26 protein-coding genes are annotated in these 24991 nt (G+C 61.7%); 17 read left to right on the top strand and 9 right to left on the bottom strand.

The window, feature by feature from the left end; genetic code table 11:
- Positions 1 to 29: 29 nt before the first annotated feature.
- Positions 30 to 674, bottom strand: a complete 645-nt coding sequence (gene pyrE, locus J4E63_RS28310; RefSeq protein ID WP_072406083.1) for an orotate phosphoribosyltransferase — start codon at positions 672 to 674, stop codon at positions 30 to 32.
- 82 nt (positions 675 to 756) lie between these two features.
- On the opposite strand from pyrE, the gene J4E63_RS28305 reads away from it, so the two are divergent.
- Positions 757 to 1536 carry an exodeoxyribonuclease III gene (locus tag J4E63_RS28305; protein ID WP_013694557.1) on the top strand — a complete coding sequence of 260 codons (780 nt, stop codon included), beginning with the start codon at positions 757 to 759 and terminating at the stop codon, positions 1534 to 1536.
- Positions 1537 to 1631: 95 nt separating this feature from the next.
- On the opposite strand, the gene gltS is transcribed toward J4E63_RS28305, so the two are convergent.
- The 3 genes from gltS to rph form a co-directional block, all read right to left on the bottom strand.
- A complete protein-coding gene (gene gltS, locus J4E63_RS28300; RefSeq protein ID WP_207283978.1) occupies positions 1632 to 2840 on the bottom strand; it encodes a sodium/glutamate symporter in 1209 nt (402 codons plus the stop codon).
- 363 nt (positions 2841 to 3203) lie between these two features.
- On the bottom strand, positions 3204 to 3572 hold the full coding sequence (locus tag J4E63_RS28295) for a DUF4870 domain-containing protein (RefSeq protein ID WP_207283977.1): 369 nt from the start codon (positions 3570 to 3572) through the stop codon (positions 3204 to 3206).
- 34 nt (positions 3573 to 3606) lie between these two features.
- A complete protein-coding gene (gene rph, locus J4E63_RS28290) occupies positions 3607 to 4329 on the bottom strand; it encodes a ribonuclease PH (RefSeq protein WP_060740056.1) in 723 nt (240 codons plus the stop codon).
- A gap of 274 nt (positions 4330 to 4603) precedes the next feature.
- Here rph and J4E63_RS28285 point away from each other — a divergent pair, with 274 nt between their 5' ends.
- The 7 genes from J4E63_RS28285 (at position 4604) to J4E63_RS28250 (ending at position 11435) form a co-directional block, all read left to right on the top strand.
- The gene (locus J4E63_RS28285; protein WP_060740055.1) at positions 4604 to 5467 is read left to right on the top strand and encodes a YicC/YloC family endoribonuclease; all 864 of its coding nucleotides are present in this window, start codon (positions 4604 to 4606) and stop codon (positions 5465 to 5467) included.
- Between the two features lie 10 nt (positions 5468 to 5477).
- Complete coding sequence (gmk, locus tag J4E63_RS28280; RefSeq protein WP_207283976.1) at positions 5478 to 6098, top strand: guanylate kinase; 621 nt, start codon at positions 5478 to 5480, stop codon at positions 6096 to 6098.
- Between the two features lie 168 nt (positions 6099 to 6266).
- Positions 6267 to 6530, top strand: a complete 264-nt coding sequence (rpoZ, locus tag J4E63_RS28275) for a DNA-directed RNA polymerase subunit omega (RefSeq protein ID WP_003177259.1) — start codon at positions 6267 to 6269, stop codon at positions 6528 to 6530.
- Between the two features lie 60 nt (positions 6531 to 6590).
- Complete coding sequence (gene spoT / locus J4E63_RS28270; RefSeq protein WP_053126562.1) at positions 6591 to 8696, top strand: bifunctional GTP diphosphokinase/guanosine-3',5'-bis pyrophosphate 3'-pyrophosphohydrolase; 2106 nt, start codon at positions 6591 to 6593, stop codon at positions 8694 to 8696.
- Positions 8697 to 8732: 36 nt separating this feature from the next.
- Positions 8733 to 9113, top strand: a complete 381-nt coding sequence (locus tag J4E63_RS28265) for a RidA family protein (RefSeq protein WP_014340863.1) — start codon at positions 8733 to 8735, stop codon at positions 9111 to 9113.
- Positions 9114 to 9168: 55 nt separating this feature from the next.
- On the top strand, positions 9169 to 9909 hold the full coding sequence (locus J4E63_RS28260) for a hypothetical protein (RefSeq protein ID WP_207283975.1): 741 nt from the start codon (positions 9169 to 9171) through the stop codon (positions 9907 to 9909).
- Positions 9910 to 10301: 392 nt separating this feature from the next.
- Positions 10302 to 11435 carry a hypothetical protein gene (locus J4E63_RS28250; protein ID WP_207283974.1) on the top strand — a complete coding sequence of 378 codons (1134 nt, stop codon included), beginning with the start codon at positions 10302 to 10304 and terminating at the stop codon, positions 11433 to 11435.
- A 158-nt stretch (positions 11436 to 11593) separates the two neighbouring features.
- Here J4E63_RS28250 and J4E63_RS28245 read toward each other — a convergent pair whose 3' ends face one another.
- Positions 11594 to 12220, bottom strand: a complete 627-nt coding sequence (locus tag J4E63_RS28245; RefSeq protein WP_103309428.1) for an acyl-homoserine-lactone synthase — start codon at positions 12218 to 12220, stop codon at positions 11594 to 11596.
- Positions 12221 to 12356: 136 nt separating this feature from the next.
- Here J4E63_RS28245 and J4E63_RS28240 point away from each other — a divergent pair, with 136 nt between their 5' ends.
- Positions 12357 to 12587: a hypothetical protein gene (locus J4E63_RS28240; protein ID WP_060740052.1), complete on the top strand. Its 231-nt coding sequence runs from the start codon at positions 12357 to 12359 to the stop codon at positions 12585 to 12587.
- 3 nt (positions 12588 to 12590) lie between these two features.
- On the opposite strand, the gene J4E63_RS28235 is transcribed toward J4E63_RS28240, so the two are convergent.
- The 3 genes from J4E63_RS28235 to gntB all read right to left on the bottom strand — a co-directional run bounded on the left by J4E63_RS28235 (position 12591) and on the right by gntB (position 15314).
- Positions 12591 to 13307, bottom strand: a complete 717-nt coding sequence (locus J4E63_RS28235; RefSeq protein ID WP_207283973.1) for a LuxR family transcriptional regulator — start codon at positions 13305 to 13307, stop codon at positions 12591 to 12593.
- Between the two features lie 143 nt (positions 13308 to 13450).
- On the bottom strand, positions 13451 to 14350 hold the full coding sequence (locus tag J4E63_RS28230) for a DMT family transporter (protein WP_060740050.1): 900 nt from the start codon (positions 14348 to 14350) through the stop codon (positions 13451 to 13453).
- On the bottom strand, positions 14340 to 15314 hold the full coding sequence (gene gntB, locus J4E63_RS28225; RefSeq protein WP_207283972.1) for a guanitoxin biosynthesis L-arginine gamma (S) hydroxylase: 975 nt from the start codon (positions 15312 to 15314) through the stop codon (positions 14340 to 14342). Before gntB ends, J4E63_RS28230 begins: the two co-directional genes overlap by 11 nt.
- A gap of 220 nt (positions 15315 to 15534) precedes the next feature.
- Between gntB and J4E63_RS28220 the strand changes: the two genes are divergently transcribed.
- The 7 genes from J4E63_RS28220 to argJ are packed head-to-tail and all read left to right on the top strand — an operon-like array spanning position 15535 to position 22827.
- Positions 15535 to 16347 (top strand): enoyl-CoA hydratase/isomerase family protein, encoded by an 813-nt coding sequence (locus J4E63_RS28220; RefSeq protein WP_092174372.1) that lies wholly within the window; start codon positions 15535 to 15537, stop codon positions 16345 to 16347.
- A complete protein-coding gene (locus tag J4E63_RS28215; RefSeq protein ID WP_207283971.1) occupies positions 16344 to 17732 on the top strand; it encodes an asparagine synthase C-terminal domain-containing protein in 1389 nt (462 codons plus the stop codon). The genes J4E63_RS28220 and J4E63_RS28215 overlap by 4 nt, the downstream gene beginning before the upstream one ends.
- Before the next feature lie 11 nt (positions 17733 to 17743).
- Complete coding sequence (locus J4E63_RS28210; protein ID WP_207283970.1) at positions 17744 to 18607, top strand: TauD/TfdA family dioxygenase; 864 nt, start codon at positions 17744 to 17746, stop codon at positions 18605 to 18607.
- A 2-nt stretch (positions 18608 to 18609) separates the two neighbouring features.
- Positions 18610 to 19353, top strand: coding sequence for an NRDE family protein (locus J4E63_RS28205; protein WP_207283969.1), 744 nt, complete (start codon positions 18610 to 18612; stop codon positions 19351 to 19353).
- A gap of 15 nt (positions 19354 to 19368) precedes the next feature.
- The gene (locus J4E63_RS28200; RefSeq protein ID WP_207283968.1) at positions 19369 to 20196 is read left to right on the top strand and encodes a GNAT family N-acetyltransferase; all 828 of its coding nucleotides are present in this window, start codon (positions 19369 to 19371) and stop codon (positions 20194 to 20196) included.
- 19 nt (positions 20197 to 20215) lie between these two features.
- Positions 20216 to 21673 carry a class I adenylate-forming enzyme family protein gene (locus J4E63_RS28195; RefSeq protein ID WP_207283967.1) on the top strand — a complete coding sequence of 486 codons (1458 nt, stop codon included), beginning with the start codon at positions 20216 to 20218 and terminating at the stop codon, positions 21671 to 21673.
- The gene (argJ, locus tag J4E63_RS28190) at positions 21670 to 22827 is read left to right on the top strand and encodes a bifunctional glutamate N-acetyltransferase/amino-acid acetyltransferase ArgJ (RefSeq protein WP_207283966.1); all 1158 of its coding nucleotides are present in this window, start codon (positions 21670 to 21672) and stop codon (positions 22825 to 22827) included. The genes J4E63_RS28195 and argJ overlap by 4 nt, the downstream gene beginning before the upstream one ends.
- A 142-nt stretch (positions 22828 to 22969) precedes the next feature.
- On the opposite strand, the gene J4E63_RS28185 is transcribed toward argJ, so the two are convergent.
- On the bottom strand, positions 22970 to 23827 hold the full coding sequence (locus J4E63_RS28185) for an SDR family oxidoreductase (RefSeq protein ID WP_207283965.1): 858 nt from the start codon (positions 23825 to 23827) through the stop codon (positions 22970 to 22972).
- Between the two features lie 187 nt (positions 23828 to 24014).
- Between J4E63_RS28185 and exbB the strand changes: the two genes are divergently transcribed.
- The gene (gene exbB, locus J4E63_RS28180) at positions 24015 to 24986 is read left to right on the top strand and encodes a tonB-system energizer ExbB (RefSeq protein ID WP_207283964.1); all 972 of its coding nucleotides are present in this window, start codon (positions 24015 to 24017) and stop codon (positions 24984 to 24986) included.
- The last annotated feature ends 5 nt before the right edge of the window (positions 24987 to 24991 follow it).

The raw sequence follows: 24991 nt of genomic DNA, 5'->3' as shown, positions 1-24991 counted from the left end.
TCGCTCCCACAAGGCTTGGCGCAAGCCTTTTAGACACCGAACTGCGCGCGATAAGCCTCAACCGCCGGCAAATGCTGCTTGAGCTGCGGGTCGTCGGCCAAAAACTCCAGCACCTGGTTCAGCGACACGATGCTGATCACCGGAATGCCGAAATCGCGCTCCACTTCCTGGATCGCCGACAACTCACCGTTGCCACGCTCCTGGCGGTTCAGGGCGATCAGCACGCCGGCCGCCTTGGCACCTTCCTGGGAAGCGATGATCTGCATCACTTCGCGAATGGCGGTGCCGGCAGTGATCACGTCGTCGATGATCAACACATCGCCGGTCAGCGGCGCGCCGACCAGGCTGCCGCCTTCGCCGTGGGCCTTGGCTTCCTTGCGGTTGAAACACCAAGGCAGGTCGCGGTCATGGTGTTCGGCCAGGGCGACGGCGGTGGTGGCAGCCAGCGGGATGCCTTTGTAGGCCGGGCCGAACAATACATCGAACGGGATGCCGCTCTCGACGATGGCCGCCGCATAGAAACGGCCCAACTGCGCCAGGGCGGTTCCGCTGTTGAACAGGCCCGCATTGAAGAAGTACGGGCTGGTGCGCCCGGACTTGAGGGTGAATTCACCGAAGCGCAAAACCCCGCGATCGATGGCAAAACGAATGAAATCGCGCTGATACGCCTGCATGAAAAAAGCCTCAAATACCGCGGATTTAGCTAAATAGGTACACGGCGTGTATCATACACGCACGTGATTTTTGGGGCCATTTATGCGGATCATCAGTGTGAACGTCAATGGTATTCAGGCTGCAGTGGAGCGTGGTTTGCTCAGTTGGCTGCAAGCACAGAATGCCGACGTCATCTGCCTGCAGGACACCCGCGCCTCCGCCTTTGAACTGGACGATGCAGCCTTCCAACTGGATGGTTACTTCCTTTATGCCTGCGATGCCGAAGTCCCCGCCCAGGGTGGCGTGGCTTTGTACTCGCGGCTGCAACCGAAGGCTGTCATCAACGGTCTCGGTTTCGAGACGGCGGACCGCTACGGGCGCTACCTGCAAGCCGATTTCGACAAGGTCAGCATCGCGACCTTACTGCTCCCTTCGGGGCAGAACGGCGATGAAGATTTGAATCAGAAATTCAAGTTGATGGACGACTTCGCCCGTTACCTGGATAAACAGCGGCGCAAACGTCGCGAGTACATCTATTGTGGCTCGCTGTACGTGGCGCAACAGAAGCTGGATATCAAGAACTGGCGCGACAGCCAACAATCTCCTGGTTTCCTGGCGCCGGAACGGGCCTGGATGGACGAGATCATTGGCAACATGGGCTATGTCGATGCCCTGCGTGAAGTCAGCCGCGAAGGCGACCAGTACAGCTGGTGGCCGGACAACGAGCAGGCCGAAATGCTCAACCTCGGTTGGCGTTTCGACTACCAGTTGCTGACGCCTGGGCTGCGCCGCTTCGTACGCAGCGCCCGCCTGCCGCGCCAGCCACGGTTCTCGCAGCATGCGCCGCTGATCGTGGATTACGACTGGACGCTGACCATCTAAGCGTATCGGCGACAGCCTTCAAGCCGATCGCCCCAAAAAATGCCCGTATCGCAAGATACGGGCATTTTTCATGGGGCGCGCTAGCGCCTCGATCATCAAGCCGCGGCAAAAAACGGCAGGGCCAGGTACAACTTGATGACGATGACGTTAATGATATCGATGAAGAACGCCCCTACCATCGGCACCACCAGAAACGCTATCTGCGAAGGTCCGTAGCGCTGCGTCACGGCTTGCATGTTGGCGATGGCCGTTGGCGTGGCGCCCAGTCCAAAACCGCAATGCCCCGCCGCCAATACCGCGGCATCGTAGTGACTGCCCATGAGCCTGAACGTCACGAAAATCGCAAACAGGGCCATGACCAATGTCTGGGCCGCCAGAATGATAAAGATCGGCAAGGCCAGTGATGCCAGGTCCCACAACTTGAGTGACATCAAGGCAATCGCCAGGAACAGTGACAAGCTGACGTTGCCGAGCACGGACACTTCTCGCTCGAATACTTGATACAGGCCGAGGGCCGAAAGCCCGTTGCGCAGGATAACACCCACGAAAAGGACACAAACGAACGTCGGTAACTCGAATGCGGTGTCGTGGAGCTGTCCATTCAGGAGCGTGCCGGCCAACAGGCTGACCGCGATCAGGGCGAGCGTCTCGATAAACGAAAATGGCGTAATCGAGCGCTCTTTGTTTGGCTGTTCGAAGCCCTTGGGCACGCGGGGCTTTTCTGGCTCAAGGCCGCCGGGCGATTGGACACGCTTGATGAGCAGGCGCGCAACCGGCCCACCGATCAAGCCACCCAACACCAAGCCAAACGTCGCAGAAGCCATCGCAAGCTCGGAGGCGGAAGCCAGACCGAACTTCTCGCTGAACACCGTTCCCCACGCCGCGCCGGTGCCGTGACCGCCCGCCAAGGTAATCGAGCCGGTCAGCAATCCCATCAACGGATCGAGCCCCAATGCTTTTGCGAGTCCGATGCCCATGGCATTCTGGACCACCAACAGGCCGGTGACCGCCAACAGGAAAATCCCCACCACGCGCCCACCTTTCTTCAGGCTGGCGAAATCCGCACTCAGGCCAATCGTGGCAAAAAACGCCAGCATCAAGGGTGTTTGCAATGAAGTATCAAAACGCACTTCAACTTCAAGCCCCCGTAACGCCAGGAGAATCAGGGCAACTACCAACCCTCCCGCCACGGGTTCGGGAATATTGTAGACGCGTAGAAAACCGACACGTTTAACAAGACCGCGGCCCAGCAAAAGCACTAAAGAGGCGGCGACAAGGGTTCCGTAGAAGTCGAGCTGAAACATAAGTGTTTATTCTTTGAATATATCTATTCAGGGCGAACTTTTTACCTGGGCACGCCGCTTGAACAGGTTGATTGCCTCAACACTGATTGGCTTTGAATTCAGGGACCTTCAATGGTCTGAATATATCGAAATATTTCTAAAGGAATATAACTTGGGGCAACTCTATCAATCGACGCGTGTTATTGCCAAGGACATAGACCGCTTTGAAACTTCGTGAGTTGTGACTAAAAATTTAAGAGCGGTACATGTATGCGCACGATAATGCGTCGGGCAATTGTATGCCCTACATGGAGAAAAACATTTTTGTTAAAAAGGAATGCCCCGATAAATCGGGGCATTTCCTTTGAATCACGGCATTGATCGTTACTTGACCAACCGCCAGGTGAACGGATACCGATACGGCTGCCCTTCATTGGCCTTCACGCCACCTATGATGGTCAGCACCAGCGCACCGATGGCCACCAGGCCGAACAGGAAGAAGCCAATCACCACGATCATCAGCAGCAGGCAGATCGCCGAAGCAATCGCCACGGTGATCTGGAAGTTCAGCGCTTCCTTGCCCTGGGCATCGATGAACGGGTCGGATTCACGCTTGAGCTGCCAGAGCACCAACGGCCCGATCAGCGTGCCAAACGGAATCCAGATCCCCAACAAGGCGGACAGGTGACAAAACATTGCCCATTGACGCGCCTCTTGGCTCGGCTGGGGCAGCAGGATTTGCTCATCACTCATGACGCTCTCCTTGTTGTCTTGAAGCAGGGATCGATCAGTCGGCCAACGCGGCCTTTTGCAATTCGAAGATCTCGTTCATGCCTTTCTTCGCCAACTCCAGCATAGCGTTCAAATCTTCCGGCTGGAACGGCGCGCCTTCAGCGGTACCCTGGACTTCGATGAAACCGCCGGCGCTGGTCATGACCACGTTCAGGTCGGTCTCGGCGGCGGAGTCTTCCAGATAATCCAGGTCGAGCACCGGCTCGCCCTGGTACATGCCCACGGACACAGCGGCGATCATTTGCTTGAGCGGGTCGCCGCCCTTGAGGCCGCCGCGCTTCTTGATCACTTTCAAGGCATCGACCAGCGCAACCATGGCCCCGGTGATGGAGGCCGTACGGGTGCCGCCATCGGCCTGGATCACGTCGCAATCGACATACAGCGTCACGTCGCCCAGCTTGGACATGTCCAGCGCAGCGCGCAGCGAACGGCCGATCAGCCGTTGGATTTCCAGGGTACGACCGCCCTGCTTGCCACGGCTGGCCTCACGCTGGTTCCGCTCACCGGTGGCGCGCGGCAGCATGCCGTATTCGGCGGTCAGCCAGCCCTGGCCCTGGCCCTTGAGGAACCGTGGCACGCCGTTTTCGACGCTGACGGTGCAGATGACCTTGGTATCACCGAACTCGACCAGTACAGATCCCTCGGCGTGTTTGGTGTAGTTGCGGGTAATGCGGATCGAGCGAAGCTGATCGGCAGCGCGACCACTTGGACGTTTCATAGGGAACACCTGTACAGAGGACGGAAAACTGCCTGGCATTATAGAGCCGTGAACCGTCAGAGGGCAGTTAAAACGTCGCACAGCGCTAAAAAGCTGGCGCGGGTGAGCGCCCTCAAAGCCCCGGCCGACGGGCTGCGGCGCTTTGTTACCGGAGCTGTTTGGGCGCTTGCGTCCCACTGCGCTACAATCCTGCGCCTTTGCTGCCCTCGGGCTTTTATCTACAGATCCCAGGCCCACGACCACCGTCGGGCGGCCTGCATTGCGAGGAACCCCCATGGTGCACAGCATGACCGCCTTCGCCCGCGTCGAAAAAGCCGGGGCCCAAGGCACGCTGAGCTGGGAACTGCGCTCGGTCAACAGCCGTTACCTGGAGCCGCACCTGCGCTTGCCCGAGTCCTTCCGCGACCTGGAAGGCGGTGTGCGCGAAGCGCTGCGCCAGGGCCTGTCCCGGGGCAAACTGGAATGCACCCTGCGTTTCACCGAAGAAAATACCGGCAAGACCCTGCAAGTGGACCGCGAGCGCGCCGCGCAACTGGTCGCTGCCGCTGAAACCGTCGCCAGCCTGATCAAGAACCCCGCCGCCCTGAACCCGCTGGAAGTCCTGGCCTGGCCCGGCGTGCTGGTGGGTGACGCGAGCGACCCGCAAGCGCTGAACGCCGAGGCGCTGGCGCTGTTCAACCAAGGTTTGCAAGAACTCAAGGCCGGTCGCGAGCGTGAAGGCGCGGAGCTGGCCCGGCTGATCAACGAGCGCCTGACCTCCATCGAAGAAGACGTCAGCACCCTGCGCGAGCTGGTCCCGCAGATGCTCGCCACCCAGCGTCAGAAAGTCCTCGACCGCTTCGCCGATATGAAGGCCGAGCTGGACCCGCAACGGCTGGAACAGGAAATGGTCATGCTCGCGCAAAAGAGCGACGTGGCCGAAGAACTGGATCGCCTGAGCACTCATATCATCGAAGTTCGCCGGGTGCTCAAGTCCGGCGGCGCGGCCGGTCGCCGCCTCGACTTCCTGATGCAGGAGCTCAACCGCGAAGCCAATACACTGGGCTCCAAGGCCTTCGACCCGCGCAGCACCCAGGCGGCGGTCAACCTCAAGGTGTTGATCGAGCAAATGCGCGAACAAGTGCAGAACATTGAGTAAGGCTAACAACATGACCCACAGCACCGGCACTCTCTACATCATTTCCGCGCCCTCGGGCGCCGGCAAGACCAGCCTGGTCAAGGCCCTGATCGACGCCGAGCCGCAGATCCGCGTCTCGGTCTCGCACACCACCCGTGCCATGCGCCCGGGCGAAGTGAACGGCGTGAACTATCACTTCGTCGACCGCGAAGAATTCGTGAAGATGGCCGAACACGGCGACTTCCTGGAGCGCGCCGAAGTCTTCGGCAACCTCTACGGCACCTCGCAAAGCTATCTGCAGCAGACCCTCGACGAAGGCCATGACCTGATCCTGGAAATCGACTGGCAAGGCGCCGAGCAGGTGCGCAAGCTGATGCCCCAGGCCCGTTCGATCTTCATCCTGCCGCCGAGCCAGCAGGCGTTGCGCCAGCGCCTGACCAATCGCGGCCAGGACAGCGACGAGATCATCGAAGGCCGGATGCGTGAAGCGGTCAGCGAAATGAGCCACTACGTCGAGTACGATTACCTGATCATCAACGACGATTTCGCCCACGCGCTGGACGATCTGAAGGCGATTTTCCGCGCCAGCCAGCTGCAGCAGAAACGCCAGCAGCAACGTTTCGGTAAATTATTGGCCGAACTGTTGGGCTGAACAGCCCTTCCCAAAACCGCTGCGACGGCTTTACATTGGTACTCGCAGCGCGCCGAGGGGGTTTGGTTAAAAAATCAGCGCTTCCCTAAACGCTGGTGTTTTTTTAAACTGTCGAGTCCGCTCGCCCAACCGGGCAGCGCGCATATTGCATTCGCTCCGAGGAATACCATGGCCCGCGTAACCGTTGAAGACTGCCTAGAACACGTGGAAAACCGCTTTGAGCTGGTCATGCTCTCTACCAAGCGTGCCCGTCAACTGGCCACCGGCGGCAAAGAGCCATTGGTCCAGTGGGAAAACGACAAGCCTACCGTGGTAGCGCTGCGTGAAATCGCCGAGGGCCTGATGAGCTACGAGTTCATCGCCAACGCTGAAATCGTCGAAGACGAACCGCTGTTCGCAGCGTTCGAGGACGAGTCCAACGAGGCGGTCTAAGCCTATGCCTGGTCGACGTAGCACGGCGCGGGGTCACAGCAAACGGCAGGAGTCATCATCATGCCGAGCATAGACGCCCTCGCCGATCGCTTATCGGCCTACCTCGGCACGGACCAGGTCAACCTGGTCCGCCGAGCCTATTTCTACGCCGAACAAGCCCACGACGGCCAACGCCGCCGCAGCGGCGAGGCGTACGTCACGCACCCGCTTGCCGTGGCGAATATTCTTGCCGACATGCACATGGACCATCAGAGCCTGATGGCGGCGATGCTGCATGACGTGATCGAAGACACCGGCATTGCCAAGGAAGCGCTGCAAGCGCAGTTCGGCGAAACCGTGGCCGAACTGGTCGACGGGGTCAGCAAGCTGACCCAGATGAACTTCGAGACCAAGGCCGAGGCCCAGGCCGAGAACTTCCAGAAAATGGCCATGGCCATGGCACGCGACATCCGCGTGATCCTGGTCAAGCTCGCCGACCGCCTGCACAACATGCGCACCCTGGAAGTGCTGTCCGGCGAAAAACGCCGGCGCATCGCCAAGGAAACCCTGGAAATCTACGCCCCCATCGCCAATCGCCTGGGCATGCACGCGATCCGCATCGAGTTCGAAGACCTCGGCTTCAAGGCCATGCACCCGATGCGTTCGGCGCGGATCAACCAGGCCGTCAAGCGCGCCCGGGGCAACCGCAAGGAAATCGTCAACAAGATCGAAGAGTCCCTGAGCCACTGCCTGGCCATCGACGGCATCGAAGGCGAAGTCAGCGGGCGCCAGAAACACCTCTACGGCATCTACAAGAAAATGCGCGGCAAGCGGCGGGCCTTCAACGAGATCATGGACGTCTATGCGTTCCGGATCATCGTCGACAAGGTCGACACCTGCTACCGCGTGCTGGGTGCTGTACATAATTTGTACAAACCGTTGCCGGGGCGCTTCAAGGATTACATCGCGATCCCCAAGGCCAACGGCTACCAGTCGCTGCACACCACGTTGTTCGGCATGCACGGCGTCCCGATCGAAATCCAGATCCGCACCCGCGAAATGGAAGAGATGGCCAACAACGGCATTGCCGCCCATTGGCTCTACAAATCCAGCGGTGACGAACAACCCAAGAGCACCCACGCCCGTGCCCGGCAGTGGGTCAAGGGTGTGTTGGAAATGCAGCAGCGCGCTGGCAATTCCCTGGAATTCATCGAGAGCGTGAAGATCGACCTGTTCCCGGACGAGGTCTATGTGTTCACGCCCAAAGGCCGGATCATGGAGCTGCCCAAAGGCTCCACGGCCGTGGACTTTGCCTATGCGGTGCACACCGACGTCGGCAACAGTTGCATCGCCTGTCGCATCAATCGGCGCCTGGCACCGTTGTCCGAGCCGCTGCAAAGCGGCTCCACGGTGGAGATCGTCAGTGCCCCCGGCGCACGGCCCAACCCGGCATGGCTCAACTTCGTGGTCACCGGCAAGGCCCGTACGCACATCCGGCATGCGTTGAAACTGCAACGCCGCTCCGAATCCATCAGCCTCGGCGAACGCCTGCTGAACAAGGTCCTGAACGGTTTCGACAGCTCCCTGGACAAGATCCCCGGCGAGCGCGTGCAGGTGATGCTCCACGAATACCGCCTCGAATTGATCGAAGACCTGCTCGAAGACATCGGCCTGGGCAATCGCATGGCCTATGTCGTCGCCCGTCGCCTGCTCGGCGAAGGCGAACAACTGCCAAGCCCCGAAGGCCCGCTGGCGATTCGCGGCACCGAAGGCCTGGTGCTCAGCTATGCCAAGTGTTGCACGCCGATCCCGGGCGACCCGATTGTCGGCCACCTGTCCGCCGGCAAGGGGATGGTGGTGCACCTGGACAACTGCCGCAACATCAGCGAAATCCGCCATAACCCGGAAAAATGCATCCAGCTCTCCTGGGCCAAGGATGTCACCGGCGAATTCAACGTCGAGCTGCGGGTCGAGCTGGAACACCAGCGCGGCCTGATCGCGCTGCTGGCCAGCAGCGTCAATGCCGCCGACGGCAATATCGAAAAAATCAGCATGGACGAGCGCGATGGCCGCATCAGCGTCGTCCAATTGGTGGTCAGCGTGCACGACCGTGTGCACCTGGCCCGTGTGATCAAGAAACTGCGCGCCCTGACCGGCGTTATCCGCATCACCCGCATGCGCGCATAGCGCCTCAATAGCCCTATTCCTTACAAGGAGTCATCAATGACCAAGACCGTTATCACCAGCGACAAGGCCCCAGCCGCCATCGGCACCTACTCCCAGGCGATCAAGGCCGGCAACACCGTGTACATGTCGGGCCAGATCCCGCTGGACCCGAAGACCATGGAGCTGGTGGAAGGCTTCGAAGCCCAGACCGTGCAGGTGTTCGAAAACCTCAAGGCCGTGGCCGAGGCCGCCGGTGGTTCCTTCAAGGACATCGTCAAGCTGAACATCTTCCTCACCGACCTGAGCCACTTCGCCAAGGTCAACGAGATCATGGGCAAGTACTTCGACCAGCCTTACCCTGCCCGCGCCGCCATTGGCGTGGCGGCCCTGCCAAAGGGCGCGCAGGTTGAGATGGATGCCATCCTGGTCATCGAGTAATAAGGTCGGCGCAGCCTCCCCCGCTGCGCCGTTTTCGTCTTGAAAGGATTCCACCATGCGCAAAGCGCTTGCTTTCTCGCTGCTCGCCCTTTTTCTGGGCGGTTGCGCCAGCGACCCTGCCGACCGTGACATCAGCGGCACCTGGATCAACCAGGCGGCCATCGACGCTGCCGCCAAGGGCGGCCCGCTGCGCGAAGCGCTGCAAGGCTATGGCCCGAACCTGGAATGGGACGTCAATACCCGGGCCGGCCAGGCGCGCTACACCAATGGTTTTGAAAACGTCGAAGGCAAGCTGCTGGGCGAAGAAGACGGCGCCTGGAAAGTCGACTTCTACGGCAGCTCCGCCAGCGAACTCAAGCGCGACGGCGACCAGTTGAGCCAGGCCGCCACCGAGAACGAACCGCAGCAGGTGTTTCACCGCGCGCAAGTCCAGGTACCGGAAGGCGCCCCCATCGGCGCCAGTTTCGAACGCGCGCTGTATGCCGCCTACCTGGGCGGCACCTGGAACATCGCCAGCGGCCCCGGCCAGGGCGCCACCGTGCAATTCCAACCCGACGGCCAGGTCAGCGGCCTGCCGGGCGCTGACCGTTACGCCCTGTGCCTGGCCGGCGATTGCGCCTCCATGAGCGGCGGCAACGACAATATCTGGCTGCAACAGAACGGCCAGGGCAACACCTGGATCTTTGCCCGCAATGGCAAGACGCTGGAAATTTTCCAGACGGTGAATGCAGCGCTGGCCGATGAAATGCCGTCGTTCACGCCGGGCAACCGGCAGTGGGTGTTGGAAAAGCAGTAAGTCGGATCTGAGCCCTTCAGACCGAAATCCTCTGCTCGCGATAGCGCGGTGAAGCAACGCCGCCATCGCGAGCAAGCCCGGCCCTTGAGCCCTCCCTGTGTGCATGACTTTCATGACCCGCTTCAGGTTGAAGGCGAGCACGTTCAAGCTCATCTCGGCACTCACCCCCGCAAGCTTTAGTGTCAGGAAGTACGTCGCGCCCATCCATTGTTTGAGCGTCCCGAAGGAATGCTTCAAATGCGTGAGCGAAAGGCTTTCAGCATGGGACGGTTCTCACCGCCGTCGCCTTTCTGAGGATGCATGGCGAGGGATTGGCGAGGCAGCAATTTGCCATCTACGCTCCGATTGGGCATGCAGCACCGCCTCCCCTTCGCATTCTTAGGGAAGAGATCATGAAGAACTTGGCTTGGTCATCCGTGTTGATTGTGAGTGTCTGTTTACTGACGGGGTGTGCGCCTTATCAGAAGTCTCGAGTTCTTGAGGCCGACGAGCGTTTACTGACCTACTCCACTCGCGTGGATAGGGCTGGCAAGAACACCGAAGTGTTGTGCCCCGAGCCCAGCCCGGATGCGCTCAAGACCTTGGCTGGTTCGTTATCCCTGGAAAAAGAGGACGTGGCTGCGCTGGCGGCAGCGTTTCAGGAATCGGGGGCAAGTATCGGCCTGCGAACCCATTCTATTCAGCTGCTGAGGGATCAGCTCTACAGCATTTGCCAAGCCTACGGTAACTCCGGCATTACACCGAGCGCGTACCGGATGATGCTCACCAGGAACCAGCGCAACACAGTCGCTTTAATGGCGATCGAACAGCTCACGGGAGTGGTTCGTGGTCCAAGTGTGACGCTGAGCGGCTCGGCGACAGCGGACAGGGCGGGCACCGTACTTGAGCTGACCACCCAGTTGAACGCGGCGAGTGCAAAGTACAAGGGCATGGATCCGGCGACTGATGAAGCCAAGCAGTTGAAAACGTCGATTGACGCCATTGAGGCTGCGCTGAAGGAGGCGAGAAAGTCGCTGGTTACGGCTTCTGGATCAAGCGCCTCCACCTTGGCAAGCACGAGCGAAATCAATAAGGACGTTATGGCAGTGGTTGCCGCCAGTGTCGAGAAAATTGCTGGCTCGGTGATCGGTGTAGATGATCAGTTTTATCTGTGCCTTGACCTGTATGAAAGTATTGGCGAGAACAATGTCCCGGCCATACTGAGAGACAGGTGCTCGGCTGTTTTCGCAAGAGACCTGAACTATGACGTGAAAAGCCTAGGACAGTCAGGTCAACGACTAGGCCAACCAACTCGACCCGGTGGTGGGGGGGTTGTTGATACGACGCCACCGCCTACGCTCGGAGGGAACTCCCGAGTTGCCCGTACCGTAACGTTGCCATCGGGAGCACAACTGTTTCTATATGATGATCAAAGTATGGCTGTGATGAAAAAACTCGAACCTGGTAAATCGCTCGGGGAGGAAATGGCAGTCGACTCCAAAGGCTTGCAAAAGGCGATTGAGGAACTGCGCCGAGGCGAGATGTAGCTTTCGCGGGAAACGAACCGGGGGTCGACTTCAAGCCACAGCGTCGTGTGGGCAGGCATCATCTCTGAGGTCCTGACCATTGCCGGCGGCTTCGGCCCACCTCTGCCGGAGGACTTTGGCCTGCGCATGGTTGGCCGACGCGGGGAAAGGGTTGCATGCTAAAAATCGGCAGCGTCTCCAAGACATTGGGATCTGTATATATAGACCTCGATCGCTCGCTCCAGCGCGGCCGTGGTTCGATCATTCAGCTCGATGCGCAACGCCACCGCCCGTTCCACGCCAACCTGCAGGGCCGGGCCGAAGCGGCTGGTGTCCAATCCCAGACGGATGAGCATCTTCTCGACACCGACGGTGGTAACCGTCACGAACTGCTTCACCCCACACCCGAGGGCGAAATTCACAATGGCGTGGATCGCCTGGACAGTGCCTTGGGAGAAACCGAAGCGGTTGTCATGGGGCATCTCGATGGCAAACCGGCTCAACTCCCAGATCGAATCGGAGCACGGCGCCGGTTGTCCGTGCAGCAGTTCGGGAAATGTATGCGCCAACATGTTCGGCCCGGTGGTAGGAAGGATCCGCCAGCAACCGCAGACGTATGCCTGCTCCGCGCTTCGATTGATGATCATGTAATAAGGATCGAGTGCATCGTACCCATCGATTTCCATGTCATTGATCAGCGGTATATCCCACATCTTCTTTTGCTTGAAGATGCGCGCCCGAAGTTTGTGCATGTTATTCAGCGCTTGAGGATTGATCTTGTGGCGACGGCCAATGGAAATAAACATGACGGGTATATACCGGCGGATTGAAATATGTCGCACAGCGTATATTCGCAATGAATAAATGAGACCCTCCCCGATCCGGGAGGTAGTTCGGGCCGGACGGATTTGCTAGTTTTTGCCTTTTGAAGGACTCAGCCCGATGAAGCTACTCAACACCTCGACCGTGCGCGAGGTTGCGCGCCAAGCCATCAGCCTGCGCCTGGATCAAAAGCAGAGCCAGACCGAGTTCTGGTCAAGGTTCGGCATCAGCCAGGCCTGCGCCAGTCGTATCGAATGCACCAGCCAGGTCCCCGCCCCGGTTTACATTCTGTTGCGCCTGTACTTGAGCGGGCGCCTGCAGGAGAGCGACCTCGCCCAGCGTCCACAGTGACGCTCAAGGCGTGATCGATTTCTGCTGGATAGCCTTGAGCACTGCCATCTGGCGCGAGCTGACCTGAAACTTGCGGCGAATGTTCTTGAAATGGAAGTCGATTGCCGAGGTTGTACAAGAGAGGATCATCGCGATCTCCCAAGTCGTCTTGCCCGCCGCGCTCCATTGCAGCACCTCTTTCTCCCGTTTCGTCACATGCACCGGTGCATGGTGTTCAGCCTGGGCCTTGAGGACCCGCTCGATGACGTAGTCACGCAGCATTGTCGCCAGGGGCAAGGTTTCGATCATGGCACGGGTGGCTCGGGCGTCGTGTTCGGAGTGCTTGAGACAGAGCATACCCGCCTCACCCCGTGGGCCATGCAGGGGCAGCGCCAGTCCGCGCTGGAGCCCATACATGGCAGCCTCTTCAAAGAACGCCGATTCCGAGGGCCGACGGTAATTTTCACGGTTCCAGAGCAACGGCTGGTTCAGGTTCAGGCAATGCTGGACGATCGGGTCAACCGCCACATAGCCCTGGGCGTCGTAACGCTTGCGCCAGGCGCCGGGATAGTCACTGTGGATCAGCACCTGCTGGTTCATGGCAGCGGGGCCGGGCTTGAGGCCCAACAGGAAGTTCGCGTAGCCCAGCTTGCGGGTCAGCGTCTTCAACCCTGCCAGCCAATCCTCGAAGCACTCCGTTTCGCTGAGTTGTATCAGCTCATCCATTGCCAGCACAGCCATTCCCTTCCTTGTGACACCGCTCGACGGTGCTCTCATCCTGAGACAGCACGTGAGGGAAACCGCCCCCCTCGCAAAAGTGGGGCGATAAGATAGAGATATGGCGCTTTGAAATCAATGTGCGAGCGAGGCCCTCTGGCAAAGGCTCACGCGCGAGACGGGACAGGCGTTTTTCTGCCCAGGCGGATCAGCTCGTTGGAGAAACACAAACCGATGATGATCAGTGCCGCGCCCGCGTACAGACTTTCGCGAGGCACCTCATTGAGCACCACAAACGCCAGCAGGGCGGCGAACAGCGGTTCGGTCAGCTCCAAGGCCTGCACCTGGGAGGGCTTGAGGTATTCGATGGCCTTGGTGGTGCAGAAAAAGCCGAGGATGGTCGGCAACGCGGCCAGCGCCAGCAGCGCGGCAACCGCCAGGGACGACAGCTCACCGATCACGAAACCGTCGGCCGCGGCCGGCATCAACAAGTACAGGCTGCCGAAGAACAGCAGTTGACGGGTGAAGTGCAACCCACCGGACACGCCCATCCGCTTCATGGCAACCGAAAACGCCCCGTAGCCGCAGCCCGCCATGGAAGCCAGCGCAGCGCCTTGGAGAGTGAAGCCCTGCCGCAGGTCGGCACCGAAGATCACCGCGATCCCGGCGATAGCCAGGGCCGCGCCCACGGTGGCGTTGGCGGTGATGGCGTCCTTGAGGAATATGCGGCCGAGCACGATGGAGGAGATGGATGCGCTGGCCATCAACATCACGACCACGCCCGCCGCAGCGTAATGCCGATAGGCAGATGTTTCGAAGTGGAACAGCACGAAGATACCGAGGAACGCACAGATCGCCGCCTGGGTCCATTTGGCTGTCGTCGCCGGACGCTTGAGAAACAGCAGCAAAGCCGAGAGCAGCAGACAACCCAGGACCGTCTTTATGACGGCGACACTGCTGGCGGTAAAGCCATTGCTCATGAGCACTTTACTGAGCACGCCGATCGTGGCGTTAAGTGCGGCGGCGGAGAGTGCAAAGATAACGCCTTTGCTGAAACTAGCTTGCATTGATGACGGTCCCTGTCGCTGGTAGGTCGTTCGATAAAATGTCGGCCCACATCGACGGCGCGAAATTGGAGGATATGAAGATCCCGCCAAACCCCGCATTCGTGGTGGCGTATGCCGCGTCGCAGAGCAGGATCCGATGAGCCTTCTTGAGGTTCCAGTACGGAATGGCAGGGAAGAGATGGTGGATCAGGTGGAAGTTCTCTCCATGCATGGCCGTGAAGAAATGCTCGAGCGGATGGCTGAAGCGGTTTCGGGTGGCCTGCAGATCGCTCTTGGCTTGGGCGATCATCGGGTAATGCTCGGCGAGCTCGATGAACCAAGTCAAGGCCTGGAAGGTACTGAGGTAGGGCAAGAGCCAGTAGAGGACATAGCCCTTGGCGCCGAACAGCATCGTCAGGCCCACGCCGAGCAGGCCCTGGCAGGCGAGCACCGCAAACAGCTCACGCTTGCTGGGGCTGCGGATCAGTCGGTTGACCAGCAGATACTTCAAGCTCTGCGGTGCGCCCAGGAATAGCAGCGGCCTGATGAGATGCGCAAGCGCGAACCTGGCCGTCGAGCGCGCCTCGAACACCCCGGACTGCTGATAGTACCGATAGTCGGGATCGCGCTCCGGGTCACCCAACTTGTGGTGGTGATCCAGGGTGTGGGAGCACTTGTAGCTGGCCCAGCCCTGGAAAATCAGGTAACCCGAGCACCAGGTGCCGAGGAATTTTTCCAGCCGTTTACTGCGACACAGCGCACCATGCGCCGCTTCGTGCAGCAGCGTGGCCAATGCCCGTTGTCGTGAACCAATCAGCAGGATGGACAACGGCAGCAGCCAGGGACTGGACTCGCCCAGGTAGATCGCCAGGCTGATCCAGAACAGGTTCTGCAGCAACGCGAGGGGGCCATGGTAATTGTCGTAGCGGTACAACTGCTTGATCTGGTCCTTGATCTCTTTCGAGAACCGGTGTCTGGGTAACATCGATGATCCTGTTTCATTCGCCATGGAGACTCGGGCCCTGCGGATAGGGCGTCCGCCAGCCTTCGAGCGGCCGCAGAAACTAGTGAGTTGCCATGACGCTAACAACCTCCCTGTTCCGGGAGGTACCAGGCCGTACGCGCGCCCTATCTACTAGGCAGTGCCGGGCGCTATCGGGCCCGACAGCACCACTTCGCACCAAGGACGCCACGGGAAGTTAGCGATGCCAGGTCTTGAAAACGATTACCTCACTTACGATTTCGACATTACTTTCGAAAACAGCGTCGCGCTGGTGGCCTTCACCGACTCGCACCGGCACAACCTGTGGTCGATGCCGCGGATGGCCCAGCTGACCCGACTGCTGAGACAGTTGAACGAGGATGACGCGGTAGGTGCAGTGCTGCTGCACAGCGGCGAGGGCCGGTCGTTCGGTGCCGGCGGCAGCTTCCACGAAACCTCGACATTCACCGGTGGCAACGAGGTCGATGTCTGGATCGACCACGTCACCGACCTGTACATCGCAGCCCTGCAGTTGAACCGTCCGCTGATCGCAGCCATCGATGGCTACGCCATCGGCATCGGCCTGCAGATAGCCCTGACCGCCGACTACCGGATTGGCAGCGATCGCTGCGTGCTGAAGATGCCCGAGTTCGAACTGGGCATCGCCTGCACCTTCGGCGGCTTCATGCTGGAGAAGATCGTCGGCCGCAGCCTGATGCAGAACATGCTGATGTCCTGTGCCGAGTGGCCAGCACCGCGCGCCATGGCCGACGGGCTGCTGCATGCAGTGGCCGATGCCGGACAACTGCGCGCCAGCGCCCTGGAACAGGCCCACCGCGCCGCCGCGTTCACCGATGCCGCGTTCCGCAATACCAAGACCTACCTCAACCGAGACTTCATCGCCGGGCTGGAGCAGACCCGCATCGCCGGCAAACAGGCGCATCGCGCGGCCTTCGCCGCTGGCGAGGCACAAGGCCGGATGAAGACGATCCTCAACCGCTCCAGTGTGCAACCGAGCCTGGAGGCGACCCCATGACCGTACAACCCTGGTTGCTGCTTTCCAGCCGTCCCCTCGACCGCTTCGAATCCGCCCACGTGCCGCTGGCCGCCTCGGCTTTCCACGGCTATGCCTCGGCCTGGCCGGTTCCCGCTCCCGACGACCGTCACGATGCGTCTGGCCGTCCTCGCACGCGCCTGCACGTAGGGGGAGACAACCTGATCGAGGTGCAAGGCGACCAGCTGACCGTGACGACCAGCAGCCGTAACACCTGCGCGCTGTACTGGAGCGCCGACCATCAAGGCAACTTCGTCCTGTCGACCGACCTGCTGATCGCTGCCAGCGCCTGGATGAGCCTGACCGATTGCCAGTTGGGCGTGCGCGAACAGGCGGGCGTGCACCTGGACGATCGCTCGAGCATCCATGGCATCGGCCGGTTGTTGCACAGCAGCCGCCTTGAGGTTGTGTTGCAGGGCAACCAGGTGCGCGTCGGACGTGACGCAATGCAAGACACCCTGGCCCTGCAAAGCGACCGCTACGGCAACGCCCTGTTCGCCGGACAGACGCAGATCAGGGCGTTGCAGGAAAGTATCGCCGGCCATCTGCAGCGGCCCGGCAAGGTCGCCGCACTGGTTTCCGGTGGTGTCGACTCCGGGTTGGTCGCCGCCCTGCTCGCCGCGCAGTGCCCGGACTTCGAAGCCTTCAGCATCGGTACCCCCTGGGGCAACGAGTTCGATGACGCCCAGCAACTGGCCGACGCACTCGGACGCCCGTTGAACCGTGTCGAACTCGACCCGCAATCGATCCTGCTGGCACTGCCCCAGACCATCCGCGCCTTTGGCCATCCGCAGCCCCAAGCCGTAGAGATCGGCGTGGCAATCACCGCGTTCTGTCGGCAGTTGGAAGAAGGCCGGACGATTTTCACCGGTTATGGCTCGGATCTGATCAACTCCGGCATGGCCACGGGTGACGGCCTGGCTGAAGATATCCGCAGCAGCATCGCGGTCGAGGTCGACAAGACCCGTTACTCCAGCGAACTCACAGGCATCGCGGCCCAAGCCTGCGGCAGCGAACTGGTTCATCCCTACTGGGACCTGCCCGTGCTGCGTAGCGCGCTGGACACGTGTCCGTCGGTCAAGACCACCCGCGGCCGCGAAAAGGGCCACCTGCGCCTTGCCGCCGAGCAATGGCTGCCTGCCGAGGTCGCCTGGCGCAAGAAGACCGCCATCCACCACGGCAATGGGTTGGGCACGGCGCTGTCGCAGTTGATCGACGTCACCACCCACCAGTCCGCCAGCGCGCCGGCGCTGTACCGCCAGATGCTGGCGACCCAGTTGGACCAGGCCGTACGAGCCCCATTGGCGCCGCTGTGTGCCGAAGAAGTACTCGACCGCGCCCTGCACTCACTCGCTCACCGCCGCTGAAGGAACCGCCCATGAACTCATCCGTTTCTTTGCGCGACCTGCGCGGCCAGACCCTGACCGCCTCTGGCCTGGGCGTCCATCTGCCGGACGAAACACCGCTGGCGGCTGTTCGCCAGGCGGTGCTCGACCATGGCGTGACCCTGCTGCGCAACGTCCACCTCGACGAAGACAGCTTCCGGCAGTTCGTCGAAAGCCTGGGGGACAAGGTGTCCTACGACGAGGGCAACGCCAACGTTGGCTACGGCTTCGCCGACATCCTCAAGCTCGACGGCACCCACGATAAGGAAAAGGTCATTACCGGCCGGGGCAGCCTGCCGCTGCATACGGACGGCATCCTGCTCGGCACCCAGGTCGACCTCATCATCCTGTATGCCGCCGACGTTGCGAACATCGACGAAGATGGTGCAACCGTCGTGTGCGACCAGCTCGCGGCCTGGAAGGACATGCCCGATTCGTTGCGCCAACCGCTGCTGGACGGCCGGCTCGAATACCTGGCCTTCGAGCGAGGCTATTTCGCCACGGTGCCCGAGGGCTGGTATCCGATATCCACGTTCCGCGACTACGGCCGTGTCCGCTCGCTCAACCTCGCGTTGCCTTTCGACAGCCAGGTCAAGGCCAGTTGGGATGTTCGCGTGCCGGGGCTGAGCGAGGACGCATCGGCTGCCTGGTTCGCGGAACTGGAACGGCACCTGACAGCCGACCCGTACCTGTACTGCCATCGCTGGCGCAAGGGTGACCTGTTGATCATCGATAACCAGCGCACCCTGCACGGCCGGCGCGGGCTGTTGCCCAATACCTGCCGCAAGCTGCTACGCGGCCAGGTGACGTTCGAGGCCATCGCCTCGGCACCCGGCGCGGCGCTGGAGAGTGCCTGAGCGTGTGCACGATCATTGCCGCGCTCGGCCTTTCACCGCAGTGGCCGGTGATGCTGGCCACGGTGCGGGACGAGTCGGTCGCGCGGCCATGGCAAGCCCCGGCCGCGCATTGGCCCGAGCAGCATCCACAGGTGATCGGCGGCCTGGACCTGCAATCCGGCGGCACCTGGCTGGCGCTTGACGTTCACCAGCACCGCGCGAGTTTTCTGGTCAACCGCCCAGAGCACGTCGCCGGTAAAACCCGCAGCCGTGGCGACCTGCCGCTCATCGCATTGCAAGCACCCGCGCACCGCTGGGACGCCGACAGCCTGAGCCAGTACAACGGCTTCATCCTGGGATTGGCCGATGCCAACGGCCTGGTGCTCCATCAATGGGACACCCGCACCCTGCGCTCGGTGCATCTGGGCAAGGGTTTCCACGGCCTGTGCTACCGCGGCATCGGCGAGGATCACCCACGCCTGGCGCGACACCTGCCCCGTTTCGCCGTCAGCCCGCTGCCTCGGCCTCTCGCGACGGCCTCCCCGGCGCAAGCCTGGGGTCGCTGGCTGCACCTATTGGCCGATGGCGGCCAGTACAGCAGCGCCGACGATGCGCTGATGTGGCGGCGCGACGTTGAAGGCGGCCCCTGGGCCTCTCAATCGGCCGCTTGCCTGGCGCTGGGCAAACAACAGTCGCGACTGGACTTCAGCGCCTCGCCACTGGACCCGACCAGTTGGCGCAACTTGCCATCCCCTTTATCCCATTAGAACGAGAATGCCGCCTTGAACATCCACCTCCTCGCGCCGGACCAATACCCCCAGTTGCTGGCTTTCATCGGCCAGTCGAACGATGCCGACGCCCAGTTGTTCCTCGCCGGCGCACTGAGCAATCGCGCCGAGGGCCTGCAGGTCTATGTGCGTCAGGAGGGCGACCACCTGCTCGGTGCCGTCGCCCTGTTGCCCAGCCTGCCGCCGTTCGCCGTGCCGGTCATCCTCGTTACCGGCGAGCCGGACGCAGCGTTGCTGGCACACGTTGCCGCAGGGCATGTCAGCCCGCAGATGGCAATCGGTCCCAAGGCCGTCCTGGAGCGCTTGCTGGAACACTGGCCGGCCGCCTGGCTGCCGCTGATCGGGCGGCGCGACGAAGTGCTGCTCAAACAGTTCGCCCCCTTCCCGGTCGAATCGATACCGGCACTCAGCACCCGCCTGGCCGGGCCTGAGGATGAAGCCACCCTGGTTGGCTACCGGATCCAGATGGAGAAAGACTCCGGCGTAAAGCTCGTGTCCAGTAGCGAACAGGCCACGCATACCGTCCGCCAGCTCACCCAGCGCCAGGCGCTGCATGTGATCGAGGTGGACGGCCAGCTCGGCGGCTGCACGGCCCTGACCAGCCGGGACGAACAGCACGAGCAACTGGGCTTCATCTTCGTCGAGGCCCGTCACCGGCTGCGTGGCGTTTCGGACAGGCTGCTGAGTGACGTCTGTGCCGGCATCCACCGCCGTCAGCGCAAGCCGCTGACGTTTACCTGCAGCGGCGGCCCGTTGCGTCATCGCCTGGGTGAGATCGGCTTTCGCACAGTGGGCGAACATTTGAAGCTGTATTTCGGCTGATCACCAAGGAATCCAACGAATGTTCCAGCGCCAGTTTCTCAGCATGGTTGCGCATCATCGAAACCATCCGGCAGTCATCGACAGCCACGGCACGCCCAGCACCTACGGCGACCTGCTGCAAGCCATCGACCTGTTGCGCGCCCGCTTGCAGGCGGCGGGCCTGCGAGAAGGCGATGTGGTGGCGACCCAACTTGGCAACAGCACCGGCTATGTGGCGCTCTTGTTCGCCATGGCCAGCCTGGGCCTGGTCCATTGCCCGATCAATCTGGCCAGCAGTGCCGAGCACCGGGCGATGCGCCTGACCCAGGTCGGTGCCACCGTGCTGGTCAATGAACGGGGCATCGTACCCGACGGCATCGATGTACCCGGCTTCGCCCTGCACTCCTCGCTCCCCGTCAACCAGGAAGCTCCCGCCTGGCAGGAGCGAACCGGGCTGATGCGCATGCAGGAGACCTCCGGCAGCACGGGTACGCCGAAACTCGCCCTATGGCGCCAGGACCGCCTGTTTCGGGAGATCCTGCACTGGGTCGAGTGCGCCGGCCTCGATGACAGCGCGCGCTACCTGAACATCCACACCCTCGATGGCGGCCATGCCGTCGACCTCCATGTGTTCCCAGCCTTGCTGACGGGCGCCACGCTTTACCTGGGCGAAGCGTCCCGAATCGAGGACACCCTGCGCACCCTCGACGAGCAGCGCATCAGCGTGATGAGCGCGTTGCCCTCGCAATACCTGGCGCTGGCGCAAGCCGCGCAACGGCTCGGTACCCGGTTGCCGGCGCTGACCCGGCCGTTCTGCGGCGGCGCCTACCTGGACGATCAGGTGGTGCTGGAAGCCGAACGCGGTCTGGGCATACACATCAAGCGAATCTATGGTTCCACCGAGTTCGGCATGATCCTGGCCAATTTCGCCCCCGGCCTGCAGGTCAACTGTGGCATGCGTGCGGTGGGGGATGTCGAGGTGACGCTGGCGGTACTCGACCCCGCGCAGCCGGAGGTCGGCGAAATCGTCGCTCGCTCTGCGCATCGGGGCTCCGGTTACTTCCCCCTCCCGGCCAACCCGGTCGAGGACGACGCCTATCCCACCGGGGATGTCGCACGAAGACTGGACGATGGCAGCCTGATGCCCTTGGGACGCACGAACGACGCCCTGCTGACCGCACAGGGGACACAATTCACGCCCGCCCTGGAAGGACGTCTTGCACAGTCGCTGGTACTCGAACGGGTGGTCGTGCTTGTTGACGAACATGATCGCCGTCGCGCCCACGTGGTGCTGCAAGCCAGCCCTGTCATCGCAGCTCAAAAGCGATCGACGCTGGTCATGCTGCTGGAGCGACTGGGTGTTGCCGCTGGCATCGCGGCAATCGAAAGGATACCGTTGACGCCGACCGGCAAGCCGGACCGCATGCGCTTGCGCATGCTGCTTGGCACAAGGCACACAGGCATGGAATCAATCATTCATCTGAAGGACCTGACATGAGCGCCACGCACATTCAGCCAAAAGGCTTTCGTAGCATCATCGCCAACCTGGGCATCAAGGACAGCCGCGACGACTTCATGGCCGTCATCTCCGACGTTCCGGCCAGCATCAGTGCCGTGTTCACTCAGTCGCGCTTTGCCGGCCCGAGTGTGACGCTGTCCCGCGAGGTCGCCCAACGTGATACCGCACAAGGCGTGGTGGTGATCGCGCGCAACGCCAACGTCGCCACGGGCCCAGAGGGCCTGGCCAATGCCCAGGAAGTTCGCGCGGGGCTGGCCCGGGCCGTGGACGTCGACCCGCAGGCGCTGGTGATCGCCTCGACCGGCGTGATCGGTCGCCAGTATCCGATGGAGAAGATCCGCACCTTCCTGGGCAACGTACCGCCCCTGCAACCCGCCGACTTCCAACGCTGCGCGGCGGCGATCATGACCACCGACACCCATACCAAGTACGCAGCACGCCAGGTCGGCAGCGCAAGCCTGGTTGGCATCGCCAAGGGCGTGGGGATGATCGAGCCGAACATGGCGACCCTGCTGACGTTCTTCTTTACCGATGCCCGCATCGCCCCCGATGTGCTGGATGTGCTGTTTCGTCGGGTGATCGACAAGACCTTCAATGCCTTGAGCATCGATACCGATACCTCCACCAGCGACTCGGCGGCGATCCTCGCCAACGGACTGGCGGGCGAAGTGGACATGGTCGAATTCGAGCAAGCACTTTATGACATCGCCCTTGGGCTGGTGCGCATGATCGCCTCGGACGGCGAAGGCGCGAGCAAGGCGCTGGAGGTGCACGTCACGGGGGCGCGTGATGATGCGCAGGCCAAGCGTGTGGCCAAGGCCATCGTCAACTCGCCGCTGGTCAAGACCGCTGTCCATGGCGCAGACCCGAACTGGGGGCGCGTAGCCATGGCAATCGGCAAGTGCGAGGCAGAGCAGGACATCGACCCGGACAAGGTACGCATCGTTTTTGGTGAGACCGAGGCGTATCCACAGCAGTTGAACGAGGCTGGGCTACTGGCGGTCAAGGGTTACCTGCAGGGCAAGGAAGTGCTGATCTCGGTAGACCTGAACATCGCCCAAGGGCAGTTCACCGTCTATGGGTGCGATCTTTCGGAGGGTTACATCCGCATCAACGCCGACTACACGACCTGAGTGCAGGCGTGGGCTGGAGTTCGAAGGTGGACCCGTGGTGCCCGTGCATTCAATGGGCACCACGGATCCTGCGTATGCCACAGCAATAGCGGCTCACGGCCAACGAGCGAGCCTAGTCCCCGAGGACATCGTTGATGCCGTGTCAGCAGCGCCCTTCCAGAATCGCCGCATACCCCTCGCGAAAACTCGGATAACGCGGCGACCAGCCCAGGGCCTTGGCCCGGGCGTTGCTGCAGCGTTTGCTACCGGCGCGGCGGACGCTGGCGTTTTCGGCCCATTGGGTGACACCCAGGTAGTCGCGCAGCCAGGCCACCACGTCGGCCAGCGCGGCGGGAGTGTCGTCGACGCCGATGTAGCAGTCTTCCAGGGGCTTGCCCTGGCGATCGGCTTCCAGCAGAAAGGCCAGCAGGCCCGCCGCGTCGTCGGCGTGGATGCGGTTGGCGTACAGGGGCGGATCCTCCACCACGCTGTAGCCCTGGCGCACCTGGCTCAGCAGCCATTCGCGACCCGGGCCGTAGATGCCGGTCAGGCGCACGCGGCTGGCGGGGATACCACTGTCCAAGGCCACTTGCTCGGCTTCGAGCATCAGCCGGCCGGAATACCCCCCGGCCACGGTGGGCGAGGTTTCATCCACCCATTCCCCCGCTTGCTGCCCATACACACTGCTGCTGGACACAAACAGCAGGCGCTTGGGCCGCTGCCCGTGCTGCTCCAGCCAGCCCAACACATGCTGCAAGCCTTCGACATACGCCGTGCGATAGCCCGCTTCGTCATGGTCGGTGGCCGCGGCGCTGTACACCAGGTAATCCAGCGACCCGGTGGGCCAATCGGCAGGACATTGCTCGCTGAACAAATCCCCCGCCACCCCGATGACGCCGGCCGGCAGGTTCGAAACCGTACGCCGCAAGCCATGGACCTGCCAATGTGCGGCCAATAACTGGCGGGCCAGGCGGCCGCCGATATCACCGCAGCCGGCGATCAAAACAGAAGGCGCGGACATCAAGAACTCCTCTGGCAAAGCCGCAGACTAGCCTCCGAAAGGGACGAGCGGCTAGCCATGGGACAAAAAAAGTAACTGTATTACTTTTGTTAACAAGAATTACTTGCAATAATGCCTGCCACTTTTGTTCTCGGCCCACGAGGCCTGGAAGAACATCAACCTTCTTTTTTTCTCAGGTCCGGCCAGCATGAAACGCTCTCTATCCCCCGCTTCGCCAACCAACCGACCTCGTGCCTGGAGCACGGTAGCCGCCCTGCTGTTCAGCCTGCTGCTGGCACCTGTCGCCGCGTTCGCTGATGCGCAGACGCCCGCCACGGCCCCAGCCACAACCCCGGCCGCCGCCCAGGCACCGGCAGACCCGGCCGCTCCCGTTGCGACGCCGGTCGCCATCGATCCGGCCCAAGCCGTCGAGGCCCAGGCACCTGAAGCGCTCGAAGCCGACAACTCGCTGGGCATGGCCCACGACCTGTCGCCATGGGGCATGTACAAGAACGCCGACATCATCGTGAAAATCGTGATGATCGGCCTAGCCATCGCCTCGATCATCACCTGGACCATCTGGATTGCCAAAGGCTTCGAGCTGTTGGGTGCCAAGCGTCGCTTGCGCGGTGAAATCGCCGCCCTGAAAAAAGCCGCCACCCTCAAGGACGCCAGCGCCACCGCCGCGAAGGAAGGCACCCTCGCCAACCTGCTGGTGCATGACGCACTCGAAGAGATGCGCCTGTCGGCCAACAGCCGCGAGAAAGAAGGCATCAAGGAACGCGTGAGTTTCCGCCTGGAGCGCCTGGTCGCCGCCTGCGGTCGCAACATGAGCAGCGGCACCGGCGTGCTCGCCACCATCGGCTCCACCGCCCCCTTCGTCGGCCTGTTCGGCACCGTGTGGGGCATCATGAACAGCTTCATCGGCATCGCCAAGACCCAGACCACCAACCTCGCCGTCGTCGCTCCAGGCATCGCCGAAGCCCTGCTGGCAACGGCACTGGGCCTGGTCGCAGCCATTCCAGCCGTGGTGATCTACAACGTCTTCGCCCGCTCCATTGCCGGCTACAAGGCCCAGGTCTCCGACGCTTCGGCGCAAGTCCTGCTGTTGGTCAGCCGTGACCTCGATCACCTGCCGTCCGAGCGCAGCTCGCAACCGCACATGGTGAAAGTGGGGTAATCGGC

Origin of the sequence: Pseudomonas sp. FW300-N2F2, assembly GCF_017351655.1 — a bacterium.
GTDB lineage: Bacteria > Pseudomonadota > Gammaproteobacteria > Pseudomonadales > Pseudomonadaceae > Aquipseudomonas > Aquipseudomonas fluorescens_AA.
This window is presented reverse-complemented; position numbering and strand designations above follow the sequence as displayed.